The following is a 15,691-nucleotide window of genomic DNA, read 5'->3' on the forward strand; positions in this document are numbered from 1 at the left end:
CGGGGACCCTCCCCGTATGTGAGGCTGTGCCCATGGCCGTCGTGCGCGATCTGCGCGTCCTGCTCCGATTCCGGGACTTCCGGCGCCTGCTCGCCGTACGGCTTCTCTCCCAGGGCGCCGACGGCGTCTACCAGGTCGGGCTCGCGACCTACGTTGTCTTCTCCCCGGAGAAGCAGACCTCGGCCACCGCGATCGCCTCGGCCATGGCGGTGCTGCTCCTCCCGTACTCCCTGGTGGGCCCCTTCGCCGGCGTCCTGCTGGACCGCTGGCGTCGCCGGCAGGTCTTTCTGTACGGCAACCTGCTGCGCGCCCTGCTGGCGTCGACGACGGCGGTGCTGATGCTGAGCCCCGTCCCGGACTGGCTCTTCTACATCTCCGCCCTGTGCGTCACCGCCGTCAACCGCTTCGTCCTCGCGGGGCTGTCCGCAGCGCTGCCCCGCGTGGTCGACGAGGACCGCCTGGTCATGGCCAACTCCTTGTCCCCGACGGCCGGTACCCTCGCCGCGACCGCGGGCGGCGGCCTCGCCTTCGTCGTACGGCTGCTGATCGCGGACTCGGACACCGTGGTGGTACTGCTGGGCGCCGTGCTGTATCTGTGCTCGGCGTTGGCCTCCCTGCGTATCGCCCGGGACCTGCTGGGTCCGGACCGTGATCTGGTGCAGCCACGCCTGGCGGCGGCGCTCTCCGGAACCACCCGTGACCTCGTGGCCGGAGTACGCCACCTCGCCGCGCCGATACGCCGGGACGCCGCCTGGGCGCTTGCGTCGATGACGCTGATGCGGTTCTGCTACGGCGCCCTGACGGTCATGCTGCTGATGCTCTGCCGGTACGCCCTGACCACGAACACGGACGACGGACTCGCCCTGCTGGGGCTGGCGGTGGGAATCTCCGGCGCCGGCTTCTTCGCGGCGGCCGTGCTGACTCCCTGGGCCGCGGGACGGCTCGGCCCCGGAGGCTGGATCGTCGTCTGCGCGGCATCCGCTGCCGTCCTGGTGCCCGCCCTCGGCCTCCCGTTCGCCACCGCACCCGTCCTGGTCGCGGCCTTCGTCCTGGGCCTCACCACTCAGGGCGCAAAGATCTCCACGGACACGATCGTGCAGTCGTCAGTCGACGACGGCTTCCGCGGCCGGATCTTCTCCCTCTACGACGTCCTGTTCAACATCGCCTTCGTCGGCGCCGCCGGTGTTGCCGCGCTGATGCTGCCGCCGGACGGGCGCTCGGTGCACCTGGTACTCACGGTGGCTGCGCTCTACGGGGCAGTTGCGGCGGCTATGGCCCGCTTTGAACTCCGGTAAGTGTCACACCAGTGCCACAGAGTCACTCCCGGCTGTGGAGTTGTCAGTAGGGCCCGATAACTTACGTGGGTCTTATGCGCGCGCCTGCGGTGCGCCGCACACCTACGTTCCAGGGGGACCCCAAGTGACAACTCCGCCGCCCCAGGGCAACCCGTTCGCGCAGGGCCAGCCGCAAGGCCAGAACCCCTACGCGCAGGGCCAGCCCCAGGCCCCGTACCCGCCGCAGGGCGGCTACCCCCAGCAGCCCGGCCAGCCCGGCTTCCCCCAGCAGGGGGCCCCGTATGCCCCGGTCCCGCCGGAGCAGCCCCGCCGCCGGTTCAGCTTCAAGACGATCAAGAACGTCGTCATCGTCATCGCCGTCCTGACCGCAGTCATCGGCGGTTGGATCGCAAGCCGGGACGACGCCGATCAGGCCGCGGTGGGCGACTGCCTCAAATCCGCGTCCTCGTCCTCGGACCGCATGGAGGTCGTGGACTGCTCCTCCTCGGAGGCCGAGGTCAAGGTCCTCAAGAAGGTCCCCGGGCACTACACGGAGTTCACCGCCGAGACCGAGTGCCGCAAGGTCGACGAGGCCACCGGCTTCTATGCCGAGACGGGCGACGGGGAAGAATTCCTCCTGTGCCTCACTGAGGTCTGATCTGAAGCAGCCGGTTCCACGGACCGATGTTTCACGTGAAACATCGTCGGGACTGTCGCACGGCGCCGCATCAACACCACGGTGCGGCGCCGTTTCCCATAGGGCTCGTTCGCAAGGCTGCGGGGTCATGTTTCACGTGAAACATGACCCCGTTTCACCGCCTCAGCCCTGTGCGGCCCACCACTCCTTGAGCGCCGCGACAGCCGCATCGTGCTCCATGGGCCCGTTCTCCAGGCGCAGTTCCAGCATGTGCTTGTAGGCGCGACCCACAGCAGGACCAGGCTTGATGTCCAGGAGCTCCATGATCTGGTTGCCGTCGAGGTCGGGCCGGATGGCGTCCAGTTCCTCCTGCTCCTGCAACTGGGCGATCCGCTCCTCCAGGCCGTCGTACGCCCGCGACAGCGCCGCCGCCTTGCGCTTGTTCCGCGTTGTGCAGTCCGAGCGGGTCAGCTTGTGCAGACGGTCGAGAAGGTGCCCCGCGTCCCTTACGTAACGCCGGACCGCGGAGTCGGTCCATTCCCCGGTCCCGTAGCCGTGGAAGCGGAGGTGGAGCTCGACCAGGCGTGAGACGTCCTTCACCAGTTCGTTGGAGTACTTCAGGGCCGTCATGCGCTTCTTGGTCATCTTCGCCCCGACCACCTCGTGATGGTGGAACGAGACCCGGCCGTCCTTCTCGAAGCGGCGCGTCCGCGGCTTGCCGATGTCGTGCAGCAGCGCGGCCAGGCGGAGGGTCAGGTCCGGGCCGTTCTTCTCCAGCGCGATCGCCTGCTCCAGGACGATCAGGGTGTGGTCGTAGACGTCCTTGTGGCGGTGGTGCTCGTCACGCTCCAGCCGCAGCGCCGGCAGCTCCGGCAGCACATGATCGGCGAGCCCGGTGTCGACCAGCAGAGCCAGCCCCTTGCGCGGGCAGGCGGAGAGGATCAGCTTGTTCAGCTCGTCCCGCACCCGCTCGGCCGAGACGATCTCGATGCGCCCGGCCATCTCCTTCATCGCCGCGACGACCTCGGGGGCCACCTCGAAATCGAGCTGGGCCGCGAAACGGGCCGCCCGCATCATCCGAAGCGGGTCGTCCGAGAAGGACTCCTCGGGCGTGCCCGGAGTGCGCAGGACCCGCGCCGCCAGATCGTCCCGCCCGCCGTACGGATCGATGAACTTGTTCTCCGGGAGCGCGACGGCCATCGCGTTCACGGTGAAGTCACGCCGGACGAGGTCCTCCTCGATGGAGTCGCCGTACGACACCTCGGGCTTGCGCGACGTCCGGTCGTACGCCTCCGACCGGTAGGTGGTCACCTCGATCTGGAAGCCGTCCTTCTGGGCACCGACCGTACCGAAGGCAATGCCCACGTCCCACACGGAGTCCGCCCACGGCCGCACGATCTTCAGAACGTCCTCGGGGCGGGCGTCGGTCGTGAAGTCCAGGTCGTTGCCGAGCCGGCCCAGCAGCGCATCCCGGACCGAGCCGCCGACCAGGGCAAGTGAGAATCCCGTCTCCTGGAAGCGGCGGGCGAGGTCGTCGGCGACCGGGGCGACCCGCAGCGGCTCACTCACCGCGCGGTGCCGCACCTGGCTCAGGGCACTGGTGTCATCGTTGGCGTTCGGCACAACAGAAGAGGGTACGTGGCCCGGCCGACCGCGAGCGCCTCGATTGATCGCACGCAAACACCGCTGTCGATACGGGCACAAGGTCAGCCCTCACGACGTACGCAGGCGTTCCTCTTGATACGCGCATTTATACGCGCACATACGGGACGCGGCCCCGCCTTCCCCGATCCTGTGGAGCAGTCCGCGGCACTTCCCCTCAGCGCGCATCGTTACCATGCGTGGACGCACATTCCGACGACCACTGACGACGACGAGGGACGGACCAGCGCGTGGCCGAGGCGGCAGACTTCCAGGGGACGAGTCCCTCACCTGCCCGCCGGTGGATGAGGCGCACCGCGGCGCTGCTGGCCAGTGCGCCCCTGCTGGCGGGCCTGCTCCAGCTCCCCGCCGCCCCTGCCGCGGACGCCGCCGGACAGACCTCCGCGCGGGCTGCCTCCGGCTCCCGCACAGTGACCGTCGCCCTCGATTCGCTCAGTCCCAGCGCACCCACCGAGGGCGACACGCTGACCGTCTCCGGCACAGTGACCAACAACGGCAAGCAGGCGGTCACCAACGCCCATGTGGATCTGCGTGTGGGCCCCGAGCTGACGACCCGATCGGCGATCGACATCGCTGCCAAGCGCACCGGGTACGTACCGGGCGCCGACGGCACGGCGATCGGCGGCTCGTTCACGCAGGAGTTCGCCAAGCTGACTCCGGGCGTCGGCGAGCGCTTCAGTATCTCCGTACCGGTCGACGACCTGGACCTGGGCGGTAACGGTGTCTACCAGCTCGGCGTCTCGCTGTCCGGCGAGACGGCCGCGCAGCCCTGGGAGCAGGTGCTGGGCATCGAGCGGACGTTCCTGCCGTGGCAGCCCGCCGAAGCGGACACGAGGACGAAGACCACGGTCCTGTGGCCGCTGGTGTCCACCGGGCACATGACGGCGGAGACGGGCTCGAACGAACAGCAGACGCCGGTCTTCCTCAACGACGGCCTCGCCAAGGAGATCGCCCCGGGCGGCCGTCTGGAGCAGCTGGTGTCGCTGGGCAAGGACCTCGACGTCACCTGGGTGATCGACCCGGACCTCCTGGCCTCCGTCGACGCGATGACGCGCGGCTACCGGGTCCAGGGCGAGGGCGAGACCACGGCGGGCACCCACCAGGCGGTCGCGAAGCAGTGGCTGGCCGACCTGCAGAAGGCGGTGGCGGACAAGGAGGTCGTCGCCCTGCCCTTCGCCGACCCGGACCTCGCCTCCCTCGCCCACAACGGCACGGACGTCACCGGCTCACTGAGCCAGTTCAAGGCGGCCACCGACGTCGCCGCCACCACGGTGAAGACCGTGCTCCACGTGACACCGAGCACCGACTTCGCCTGGCCTGTGGACGGCGCCGTGGACCCGTCGATCGTCAAGGTCGCCACCTCCGCCGGCGCCGACAAGGTGATCGCCCGCAGCGACAGCCTGGAGGAGACCGGCGGCCTGCCGTACACGCCCTCCGCGGCCCGTCCCATCGGCGGCGGCACCACAGCGGTGGTCGCGGACGCGCGGCTGTCGACGGCTTTCCAGGGCGATCTGACGAGGGCGTCCGCCAACACACTGGCCGTACAGAAGTTCCTCGCCCAGAGCCTCGCCCTCAACCTCCAGACGAACCAGCAGCGCAGCATCGTCATCGCCCCGCAGCGCATGCCGACCGCCAGCCAGGCCCGGGCCACGGCCGAAGCGGTCACGGCCCTGCAGGCCGGCACCTGGACGGAGGCCCAGGAGCTCACCTCGGCCGCCAAGGCCAAACCGGACCCCGGCGCCACCACGAACGTGCCGTCGGCCTCCGACTACCCGTCCTCGCTGCGCAAGCAGGAACTGCCCCGCTCGGCCTTCGAACAGATCGCGCAGACGCAGGACAAGCTCGACAGCTTCAAGGTGATCCTCACCCAGCAGTCCCGGGTGGTGACCCCCTTCGGGCGGGCCATAAACCGCGAGATGTCCACGTCGTGGCGCGGCCTGGCCACCGAGGCCCAGGGTTACCGCGACGGCGTGGAGTCATATCTCGACGACCTGTCCGAAGGGGTCACACTGATCGACAAGTCGGAGACCAAACTCTCCGGCCGCAGTGCCACGATCCCGGTGACCGTGCAGAACAACCTGGTCCAGGGCGTCGACAACCTGGTCCTGCGGCTGACCTCGACCAGCCCGACCCGCCTCGAGATCGGCGGCAAGGCCTACGACGAGCAGTCCGTCGCCGTCTCCGGCGGCCACAGCCAGTCCGTGAAGTTCACCACGTCCGCCAACGCCAACGGCCGGGTGACCGTCTACGCCCAGCTGTTCACGGAGGACGGCCATCCGTACGGGGCACCCGTCCGCTTCGACGTGAAGGTCACCGAGATCACGGCCACGGTGATGCTGGTCATCGGCGGCGGTGTCCTGCTGCTCGTCCTGGCCGGCTTCCGGATGTACACCCAGCGCAAGCGCGCGGCCGCCCGCGAGGCCGACGGGGACGCCCCCGAGACCGCGGACGAGCCCGGCGACGGTCCGCAGAACCCCGAAAGCCCCGAACACCGTCTCAGGGAGGAGTCGGGCACCCGGCCCGGGGCAGGCGCCCCGGAGCAGCCGAGTGACCCGACACCGGACACCTCAGCGGAAAGCGCCGACCCGTCCGGGACGGGTGAGAGAGTGGACCGTTGACATGTCGTGGCCGGTGGGCCCGGGACGATGAGGTGGGGTAACCATGAACGCGCCGTACGACGGTGACCGCGGCCAGGCCGCGGGCAGCTCGGGCTACCCCGAGGGCCCGCCGCCCGAGCACGGCCAGGTGCCGCCGCAGCACCCCGCGGACATGTACCTCCAGGACGCCTACGACCAGGACCCCTACCGGGACCAGGACCTCTCGGCCCAGGACCCGGTCGTCGAGGCGCTCTACGACCGTGCCGCACACCCCCCGCCGCCCCCGGGCACGTACCAGTCGCCGCAGCAGCTGTACGCCCAGCCGCCCCAGTCGCCGTACGCCCCCGACCCCGCGTGTGGGCCCAGACCCCGCCGCCCGAGCCGGAGGGCCCCACCCAGTACCTGCCGTACGGCGACGACCCCCGCACGACCCAGTACGTCGGCGTCGACGACCTGGTCACCCAGGTCGGCGGCGAGCGCCACGAGCCGGACGCCTTCGCGCACCTCTTCCGGGACCAGCAGCAGGGCGGTGCCCATCCGTCGATGCAGCACCCCGGTGTGCCGGGTCCGAGCGCCGCACCCGGCACGGGCCAGGGGCCGACGGGACAGTACGGCGGCGTCCAGACGTCGCCGGAGCAGCACCAGGCAACTGCCGGGCAGTACCAGGCATCGGTCCAGCAGTACCCGGCGCCGCCGTCCCCGCCCGCCGACGAGACGCCCGCGGCGGCGAAGAAGGGCGGACGGGCCGGAGGCCTGCTGAAGTCCAGCGCCGTGATGGCGGCGGGCACGATGGTGTCCCGTCTCACGGGGTTCGTACGGTCGGCGATGATCGTTTCGGCGCTGGGTGTCGGCCTGCTCGGTGACACCTTCCAGGTCGCGTACCAGCTGCCGACCATGATCTACATCCTGACGGTCGGCGGTGGCCTCAACTCCGTCTTCGTGCCGCAGCTCGTCCGGGCCATGAAGGACGACGAGGACGGCGGCGAGGCCTATGCGAACAGGCTTCTGACGCTGGTCATGGTGACGCTCGGCGCGCTCACTGTGCTCTCCGTCTTCGCTGCGCCACTTCTCATCCGCCTGCTGTCCGACGCGGTCGCCAGTGACCCCGCCGCCAACGAGGTCGGCGTCACGTTCGTTCGCTACTTCATGCCCTCGATCTTCTTCATGGGCATCCATGTGGTGATGGGTCAGATCCTCAACGCCCGTGGCCGTTTCGGCGCGATGATGTGGACTCCGGTCCTGAACAACATCGTCATCATCGTGACGCTCGGCATGTTCCTCTGGGTGTACGGAACTGCCGAGCACTCGGGCATGACGGTCACGAACATTCCACCGGAGGGCCAACGGCTCCTCGGTATCGGCGTGCTGCTCGGCCTCGTCGTGCAGGCGCTGGCGATGATCCCGTACCTGCGGGAGACCGGATTCCGGCCTCGGCTGCGCTTCGACTGGAAGGGACATGGCCTCGGCAAGGCCGTGACGCTCGCGAAGTGGACCGTCCTGTTCGTCCTCGCCAACCAGGCCGGCGCGCTCGTCGTCACCCAACTGTCCACGGCGGCGGGCAAGGACTCGCCTGTCGACGGCACCGGCTTCGCCGCCTACGCCAACGCCCAGCTCATCTGGGGCCTGCCCCAGGCGATCATCACCGTCTCCCTGATGGCCGCCCTGTTGCCCCGCCTCGCGCGCTCCGCAGCTGAGGACGACGGCGGCGCCGTCCGCGACGACATCTCGCAGGGACTGAGGACGACGGCAGTCGCGATCGTGCCCCTCTCCTTCGGCTTCGTGGCACTCGGCATCCCCATGTGCACGCTGATGTTCGGTTCGTCGGGCACCAGCGAGGCCACCAACATGGGCTACATGCTGATGGCCTTCGGCCTCGGCCTGATCCCGTACTCCGTGCAGTACGTCGTCCTGCGCGCGTTCTACGCGTACGAAGACACCCGCACACCCTTCTACAACACAGTGATCGTGGCCGCCGTCAACGCCGGCGCCTCGGCCCTGTGCTTCTTCCTGATCCCGTCCCGCTGGGCCGTCGTAGGCATGGCCGCCTCCTACGGTCTCGCCTACGCCATCGGCGTCGGAGTCGCCTGGCACCGACTGCGCAAGCGCCTGGGCGGTGACCTCGACGGCACCCGTGTGCTGCGCACGTACGCGCGGCTGAGCATCGCCTCGGTTCCGGCGGCGCTGCTGAGCGGCGCGGCCTGCTACGGCATCACCCAGGCCCTCGGCCAGGGCGTCGCCGGTTCCTTCGCCGCGCTGCTGGCCGGCGGTGCCGTCCTGCTGGGCATCTTCTACGTCGCCGCCCGCCGCATGCGGATCGCGGAGCTGAACTCGCTCGTCGGCATGGTCCGCGGGCGTCTGGGTCGCTGAATCGGGGGGTACGCGCACAACCATCGTCCGCCACCGTGTGTCGTGCATAGCGGCGGACTGTGGGCACAATTGGTTTCGGCGTCGGACGGCGCGCAACGAATGGGGAGGCAGGAACGACGGTGGCGGAACGGAGCACGGCTGCCGTCGACGTGGCAGACAACAGCGGCGATGAGCCGCTGACCGCCAAGGCGGACCAGTCCACGGCCGACGGGGTGGCCAACAACCGGGAGCGGGACACGGAGCGCGACGAAGCACAGGGGAGTGGCGGGGCGGAGGATCCCGGAACGAAAGCCTCGCCGCCCGAGCTGCACAGCGGCCACAAGCTCGCCAGACGCTACCGCCTCGAGGACTGCATCACCCGTCTGGACGGTTTCAGCAGTTGGCGTGCCGTCGACGAGAAACTTCGCCGCGCCGTCGGCGTGCACGTGCTGCCCGCGGACCACTCCCGGGCCCGCTCCGTCCTGGCCGCAGCCCGTTCCTCCGCGCTGCTCGGCGACCCCCGCTTCGTGCAGGTCCTCGACGCCGTCGAGGAGAACGATCTCGTGTACGTCGTGCACGAATGGCTGCCGGACGCCACGGAGCTCACCACGCTCCTCTCCTCCGGCCCCCTGGAGCCGCACGACGCCTACCAGATGGTCAGCCAGGTCTCCGCCGCCATGGCCGCCGCCCACCGTGAGGGTCTGGCCCACCTACGGCTGAACCCCAACGCCGTGCTGCGCACCTCCTCCGGACAGTGGCGCATCCGCGGTCTCGCCGTGAACGCCGCGCTGCGCGGCATCAGTTCCGACACCCCGCAGCGCACCGACACGGAAGCCATCGGCGCCCTGCTGTACACGTCGCTCACCCAGCGCTGGCCGTACGAGGACGACGCCTACGGACTGGCCGGGCTGCCCAAGGACGTCGGTCTCATCGCCCCCGACCAGGTGCGCGCCGGCGTCCACCGTGGCCTGTCGGAGCTCGCCATGCGCGCGCTCGCCAACGACGGCGCGACCGCCTCCCGGCACGAGTCCCCCTGCACGACGCCGGAGGAGCTGGTGAAGGCGATCGGCGAGATGCCCCGCATCCGCCCGCCGGAGCCCGCGTTCACCGCACCGCCGGAGTATCAGCGCACGACGTACCAGCAGGGCACGTACGGCCGTCAGGCCCCGCGTCCCGGCACCACCCAGCCGGTACCGGCTCCGCCGCCTCCGCTGCAGAGCCGCACGGGAAGGGCCTTGAAGTGGGCCGTCTCGGCACTCCTCATCGCCGCTCTGGGCCTGGGCAGCTGGCAGCTCGCGGACGCGCTCATGGACCAGGGCAACCAGTCCGACGACACGAACCAGACGCAGACGACGGACGGGAACGACAAGAGCCCGAAGAAGCCGGCCAGCGGCAAGCCGATCGCCGTCCAGGGCGCCCGTGACTTCGACCCGCTCGGCAACGACGGCGAGGAGTACCCGGACGACGTGGACAAGGTCTACGACACCACTCCGGGTACGTACTGGCAGACCAGCTACTACGAGGGCGCCAACTTCGGGAACCTGAAGTCGGGCGTCGGAGTCATCCTCGACCTCGGCAAGGCCCAGCAGGTCGGAAAGGTGACCGTCTCCTTCAAGGGGAGTACGTCGGTCGAGCTCCGCGCCGCTTCCGGCGACACCGGCGCAATGCCGACGTCCCTCGACAGCTACACCAAGGTCGCCGAGGGTTCGGGCGCGACGGTGACGCTCGAGCCGGACAAGACCCTCGCCTCCCGGTACCTGCTGGTGTGGCTCACCGAGCTGCCGATACAGGCGGACGACGGCAAGTGGCGCGGCAGGGTGATCGACGTCAAGGTGACCAGCTGAAGCTCCGTACGACGAGGTCGGCCCGCAGCCGTTCAAGGCCGCGGGCCGCTCGCTTCAGTCATCCGTGCCGAGCAGCTTCCGAGCGGCAGCCGCTTTGGCTGTCTGCCGATCCAGGAACCGGTCGAGAATCACCTGGTTCTTCTTGATCAGGCTCCTCCGTATCGCGGACTCGGCCTTGTTCCAGCGACCGATGAGGTCCACCTTCTTCTTGCACTCCACGTCGTGCTGAGCCAGGGCACACTCATGGTCGGAGATGGGTCCTTTGGAGAACTCGGCGCTCCCCATGGCCGCCAGCAAGGTGGGATACGAGTACCCCTTGGCCTTCATGCAGGACGACCACTCGGAGAAGGCCTTCTCCACTTCCGGATCAGTCAGTGACCTCTCGAACCCGTCGAAGTCGACGGTCCGAGCCGCCGCCACGCCCTTGGCGCAGTCGTAGGGAAGCCGGACGGTCCGATCCGCCTCACCGCTGCACCCGCCGCTGGGGGTGGGTTCACCGTTGGACGCCTTGGTTCCCTGGGCCAGAGCCTGTCCCTGCCGGACATGCAGGTCCTGGTGGCCTCGGCCACGGCAGCCTCGACGGATTTCAGGTCGCTCCCCTGTAGCCGGTACCGGTCCATCGGGAGCTCGATCGCGACACCCGCGGGGCTGGGAACGGCCTGTGGAGCACGGGTACTCGTACCGCCGCCTTCCGTGCTCTCCTCCGAGACGGTCGAGCATGCGGCAGTGAGGAGGCTCAGGCCGGCCAGCGCGACGCTCGCGGGAGCCCAGGTCCAAAGTGTTCTGCGTGCCACCTTCTGATTCCTTGATCCCTGCCTACAACGGAACGGCGGGTGAGGAACGAACCTCACCCGCCGAAGGACCTGCCGACGTCAGCGCCAGACCGCGCAGTTCGTCGTGGGGCCGCTGCCCGTGAAGTAGAACGAGGCGTTCTCGTTGTACGTCGGGCCAACTGCTTCACGCTCGGGCAGTTGGTGTACGTGGCTGCCGACGCGTTCGTCGGCTACAGCGCCAGGAACGCCACGGAAGCCGAGAGCACCGCCGCCGTGACGCGACGCTTCACTTGTCCCTCCCCTTGGTACCTCGCGGGTACGGCGCAGCGCCGTCCTGCGAAGAAGATGATCAACGCGGGGAGGCCACTCACATCGAGCGCGCAGTTGATCTTCTTTGACGGAACAGCCTGACTCTGTTTCAAGGCACAGTCTGACCATCGGCCGGCCCGCTGTGTGGCATTCTGTCGCTCAGGCTTACGAGTCGGATTGACAGCAGCAGGGTTGCCTCCCCTAGGGAGTCGGGGGATATGTGTGGATAGCGGATCGAGCCGGGCCGATCTGTCGGACGCCGACCTCCTTGCGCGCCATGTCGCGGGAGACAAGGACGCCTTTGGTGAGCTCGTACGCCGCCATCGCGACCGCCTCTGGGCCGTGGCCCTCCGCACCCTGGGCGACCGCGAGGAGGCCGCTGACGCGGTCCAGGACGCCCTTGTCTCCGCCTACCGGGCCGCCCACACCTTCCGCGGCCAGTCGGCCGTCACAACCTGGCTGCACCGGATCACGGTGAACGCCTGCCTCGACCGCGCCCGCAAGGCGGCCTCACGAAAGACCTCGCCGGTCGACGACACCGAGCGGCTGGAGCAGTTGCTCGAGCCGCACGAGTCGGCATCCGCCCCCGCCGAGCGAAACGACCTGCATCGACAGCTCCTCGAAGCGCTCGGCACACTCCCGCCCGACCAGCGCGCCGCCCTCGTCCTCGTGGACATGCAGGGCTACCCGGTCGCCGAGGCCGCCCGCATGCTCGACGTCCCTACCGGGACGGTGAAGAGCCGCTGCGCACGCGGCAGAGCCAGACTCCTCCCGCTGCTCACCCACCTGCGTCCGGAAAACACCGGTCACGGCGAAGAGCAGGCCGCGGGACGGAACCGGGCCCAGGGGACATCCGTCCCACCGGCAGCGGGACCGCACGGTGTGGGACCACGGGGTGCAGGGCCAAGCGATTCAGCTGCTGTGAAGGGCGGAGGTGGGCGAGCGTGACATCCACGACGGATACGGCCGGGCACCCGGACGTCACGGAGATCTCCGACCTCGCCGAAGGCCTGCTTCCCCCGAACCGGACCGCAGATGTACGACGGCATCTGGACGAGTGCGAACTCTGCGCTGATGTCTTCGCGTCGCTGGAAGAGATCCGAGGGCTGCTCGGCACACTGCCGGCTCCGGCGCGTATGCCCGCCGATGTTGCCGAACGGATCGATGCCGCTCTCGCTGCGGGGGCTCTCCTCCATGCCACTGCACCCGATACGCCGAGCGCCACGGCACCCGCCGACGGGGCCCACACGATCTCCGACGCGGACGACGGCACGCATGTTTCACGTGAAACATCGGCAGCCACGGCTCGTCCCTCTGGCCACGCAGGCACCTCCACCACCGGTCCCGGGCGTAAGAACCGCAGGCGGGGCGGGCGCCGCAGGGTGGCTGTCCTGGGTGCGGTCTTCTCTGCCGCCGCTCTGGGGCTCGGTTCCGTCCTCGTGTCCTCGCTGACCGGTTCAGAGCCGGGCACCACGGCCCACGAGCAGCAGTCCGCCTCCGCGGACACCTTCTCCGAGGGGAAGCTGGAGCAGCAGGTCGTGGATCTCCTCGCCAAGGGCCAGAGCTCCGGTAACGGCTCCCGCACTCCCGACGACTTCGGTGTGGAGTCCACACCCGGCACCGACAGGAATCGCATCCTTCAGCAGCCCACGGTCCGGGTCCCCGAGTGCGTCCAGCAGGGCATCGGTCGCAACGACGCCGCCCTTGCGACCAAGTCCGGCACATATCAGGGAACGAGCGCCCTCCTCGTCGTCCTGCCCGACACCTCGAACCCGACACGGGTCACGGCCTATGTCGTCGACGCGAACTGTGTGGATCAGTCGTCGTCCGCCAGGGCCACGGTTCTGCTGGAGCAGTCCTACACGCGCCAGTGAGGAGCAGGCCTCATCCTGTCGCCTCGTTTGTGCTCCCGTGGGTATCTCCTCCAGGGAGCTCTCCGTGTGCCCGGGCACAGCGGGAATGCGCGCCCCTTAGGATCCGTTGGGTGGGGTGAGAGTCCTGAAAGGGGCTCCCCCGGTCGAACGACGCAGTCCAGAGACGAGGAATCAAGCCGTGAGCGACGTCCGTAACGTGATCATCATCGGCTCCGGGCCCGCCGGTTACACGGCGGCGCTCTACACCGCGCGCGCGTCGCTGAAGCCACTGGTCTTCGAGGGTGCCGTCACCGCAGGTGGTGCGCTGATGAACACCACCGACGTGGAGAACTTCCCGGGCTTCCAGGACGGCATCATGGGCCCCGAGCTCATGGACAACATGCGCGCCCAGGCCGAGCGGTTCGGCGCCGAGCTCGTTCCGGACGACATCGTCTCCGTAGACCTGACCGGTGAAATCAAGACCGTCATCGACACCGCGGGCACGGTGCACCACGCGAAGGCCGTCATCGTCGCCACCGGCTCCCAGCACCGCAAGCTCGGCCTGCCCAACGAGGACGCGCTCTCCGGCCGCGGCGTCTCCTGGTGCGCCACCTGCGACGGCTTCTTCTTCAAGGACCAGGACATCGCCGTGATCGGCGGCGGCGACACCGCAATGGAGGAGGCCACCTTCCTCTCGCGCTTCGCCAAGTCCGTCACGGTCGTCCACCGCCGGGACACTCTGCGCGCCTCCAAGGCGATGCAGGAGCGCGCCTTCGCCGACCCGAAAATCTCGTTCGTCTGGGACAGCGAGGTCGCCGAGATCCAGGGCGATCAGAAGCTCTCCAGCCTGAAGCTGCGCAACGTCAAGACCGGCGAGCTGTCGGATCTCGCGGTGACCGGCCTGTTCATCGCGATCGGCCATGACCCGCGCACCGAGCTGTTCAAGGGCCAGCTGGACCTGGACGAGGAGGGCTACCTGAAGGTCGACGCGCCCTCCACCCGCACCAACCTGACGGGTGTCTTCGCCTCCGGTGACGTGGTCGACCACACCTACCGACAGGCGATCACGGCGGCCGGCACCGGCTGCTCCGCCGCCCTCGACGCCGAGCGCTTCCTCGCCGCCCTCGCGGACGCGAAGAAGGCCGAGCCCGAGAAGACCTCTGCCTGAACCCTCAATCCGCCCCACGCACCAACCAGTTAGGAGCCCGCCGTGGCCGGCACCCTGAAGAATGTGACCGACGACTCCTTCGATCAGGACGTCCTCAAGAGCGACAAGCCCGTACTGGTGGACTTCTGGGCCGCCTGGTGCGGTCCGTGCCGCCAGATCGCGCCGTCCCTCGAAGCGATCGCCGCCGAGTACGGCGACAAGATCGAGGTCGTCAAGCTGAACATCGACGAGAACCCGGGTACGGCCGCCAAGTACGGTGTCATGTCGATCCCGACCCTGAATGTCTACCAGGGCGGCGAGGTCGCCAAGACGATCGTCGGTGCCAAGCCGAAGGCCGCGATCGTCCGCGACCTCGCGGACTTCATCGCTGAGTGACGCTGTGCCGTCGAGCAGACGGCACCATGTTTCACGTGAAACACGAATGGGCCAGCCCGAGAGGGCTGGCCCATTCGTTTGATGCGTAGCCTTCTAGAGAGGCCTCAAGACTGGCTCCTTCTGCACCGCCCCCAGCAGCCGGTCCAGCGCCAGCTCCACGTCTTCCTTCCAGGAGAGCGTCGTGCGCAACTCCAGCCTCATCCGCGGATACGTGGGGTGGGAGCGGACGGTCTTGAAGCCGACCGCGAGCAAATGATCAGCGGGCAGCACACAGGCGGGTTCCTTCCACCGGGCGTCCCCGAACGCCTCGATCGCTTTGAAGCCGCGCCGCAGAAGATCCTTGGCGACTGTCTGGACCATCACTCGGCCCAGCCCCTGCCCCTGGTAACCCGGCACGATGAACCCAGTCATCAACTGCACGGCGTCGGGCGAGACGGGGCTCGTGGGGAACGCCGTGGAGCGGGGAACGTATGCCGGAGGCGCGTAGAGCACAAAGCCCACCGGTACCTCATCGACATAGACGACCCGCCCGCAGGATCCCCAGTCCAACAGCACGGCGGAGATCCAGGCCTCCTTCTCCAGCGCGGACGTACCCGCCTTTACCGCGGCCTCACCGCTGACTGGATCCAACTCCCAGAAGACGCACGTGCGACAGCGCTTGGGAAGGTCCGGAAGGTTGTCCAGCGTGAGCGGTACGAGCCGACGCCCCATGAAGGCTGTTCCTCGCTTCCTTCGCCCGCCGCATCGCGGGCGTCAGTCAGTGCGCTCCGTTCTCTGAGCAGGCTGCCGACGAACCCGCCGACCGCGCCCAGCCCCAGTCCCGCGCTCACCAGTCCGGTCCGGCTCATCGGTC

General features: G+C 68.9%; 11 protein-coding genes and 1 pseudogene. 9 read left to right on the forward strand and 3 right to left on the reverse strand.

The window, feature by feature from the left end; translation table 11 throughout:
* Positions 1–32: 32 nt before the first annotated feature.
* Both StrepF001_RS15555 and StrepF001_RS15560 read left to right on the forward strand, forming a co-directional pair.
* Entirely contained in the window at positions 33–1,295 is a 1,263-nt protein-coding gene (locus tag StrepF001_RS15555) for an MFS transporter (protein WP_129798828.1), read from the forward strand.
* Between the two features lie 124 nt (positions 1,296–1,419).
* On the forward strand, positions 1,420–1,932 hold the full coding sequence (locus StrepF001_RS15560; protein WP_206306865.1) for a hypothetical protein: 513 nt from the start codon (positions 1,420–1,422) through the stop codon (positions 1,930–1,932).
* Between the two features lie 162 nt (positions 1,933–2,094).
* On the opposite strand, the gene StrepF001_RS15565 is transcribed toward StrepF001_RS15560, so the two are convergent.
* Positions 2,095–3,534, reverse strand: coding sequence for a CCA tRNA nucleotidyltransferase (locus StrepF001_RS15565; RefSeq protein WP_129798829.1), 1,440 nt, complete (start codon positions 3,532–3,534; stop codon positions 2,095–2,097).
* Positions 3,535–3,803: 269 nt separating this feature from the next.
* On the opposite strand from StrepF001_RS15565, the gene StrepF001_RS15570 reads away from it, so the two are divergent.
* The 3 genes and pseudogenes from StrepF001_RS15570 to StrepF001_RS15580 all read left to right on the forward strand — a co-directional run bounded on the left by StrepF001_RS15570 (position 3,804) and on the right by StrepF001_RS15580 (position 10,360).
* Entirely contained in the window at positions 3,804–6,191 is a 2,388-nt protein-coding gene (locus StrepF001_RS15570) for a DUF6049 family protein (protein ID WP_129798830.1), read from the forward strand.
* A 43-nt stretch (positions 6,192–6,234) separates the two neighbouring features.
* Positions 6,235–8,537 (forward strand): annotated as a pseudogene (gene murJ, locus StrepF001_RS15575) (murein biosynthesis integral membrane protein MurJ).
* Positions 8,538–8,656: 119 nt separating this feature from the next.
* Entirely contained in the window at positions 8,657–10,360 is a 1,704-nt protein-coding gene (locus StrepF001_RS15580; RefSeq protein ID WP_129798831.1) for a protein kinase family protein, read from the forward strand.
* Between the two features lie 54 nt (positions 10,361–10,414).
* On the opposite strand, the gene StrepF001_RS15585 is transcribed toward StrepF001_RS15580, so the two are convergent.
* Entirely contained in the window at positions 10,415–10,780 is a 366-nt protein-coding gene (locus tag StrepF001_RS15585; RefSeq protein ID WP_129798832.1) for a hypothetical protein, read from the reverse strand.
* An 884-nt stretch (positions 10,781–11,664) separates the two neighbouring features.
* Between StrepF001_RS15585 and sigM the strand changes: the two genes are divergently transcribed.
* The 4 genes from sigM (at position 11,665) to trxA (ending at position 14,838) form a co-directional block, all read left to right on the forward strand.
* The gene (gene sigM / locus StrepF001_RS15590) at positions 11,665–12,390 is read left to right on the forward strand and encodes an RNA polymerase sigma factor SigM (protein ID WP_129798833.1); all 726 of its coding nucleotides are present in this window, start codon (positions 11,665–11,667) and stop codon (positions 12,388–12,390) included.
* Positions 12,387–13,316 carry a hypothetical protein gene (locus StrepF001_RS15595; RefSeq protein ID WP_129798834.1) on the forward strand — a complete coding sequence of 310 codons (930 nt, stop codon included), beginning with the start codon at positions 12,387–12,389 and terminating at the stop codon, positions 13,314–13,316. Before sigM ends, StrepF001_RS15595 begins: the two co-directional genes overlap by 4 nt.
* A gap of 178 nt (positions 13,317–13,494) precedes the next feature.
* Entirely contained in the window at positions 13,495–14,463 is a 969-nt protein-coding gene (gene trxB / locus StrepF001_RS15600) for a thioredoxin-disulfide reductase (protein WP_129798835.1), read from the forward strand.
* 42 nt (positions 14,464–14,505) lie between these two features.
* A complete protein-coding gene (trxA, locus tag StrepF001_RS15605; RefSeq protein ID WP_129798836.1) occupies positions 14,506–14,838 on the forward strand; it encodes a thioredoxin in 333 nt (110 codons plus the stop codon).
* Positions 14,839–14,931: 93 nt separating this feature from the next.
* Here trxA and StrepF001_RS15610 read toward each other — a convergent pair whose 3' ends face one another.
* The gene (locus StrepF001_RS15610; protein ID WP_129798837.1) at positions 14,932–15,549 is read right to left on the reverse strand and encodes a GNAT family N-acetyltransferase; all 618 of its coding nucleotides are present in this window, start codon (positions 15,547–15,549) and stop codon (positions 14,932–14,934) included.
* Positions 15,550–15,691: the final 142 nt, after the last annotated feature.

The sequence above is a fragment of the Streptomyces sp. F001 genome (assembly GCF_004187715.1).
Lineage (GTDB): Bacteria > Actinomycetota > Actinomycetes > Streptomycetales > Streptomycetaceae > Streptomyces > Streptomyces flavusporus.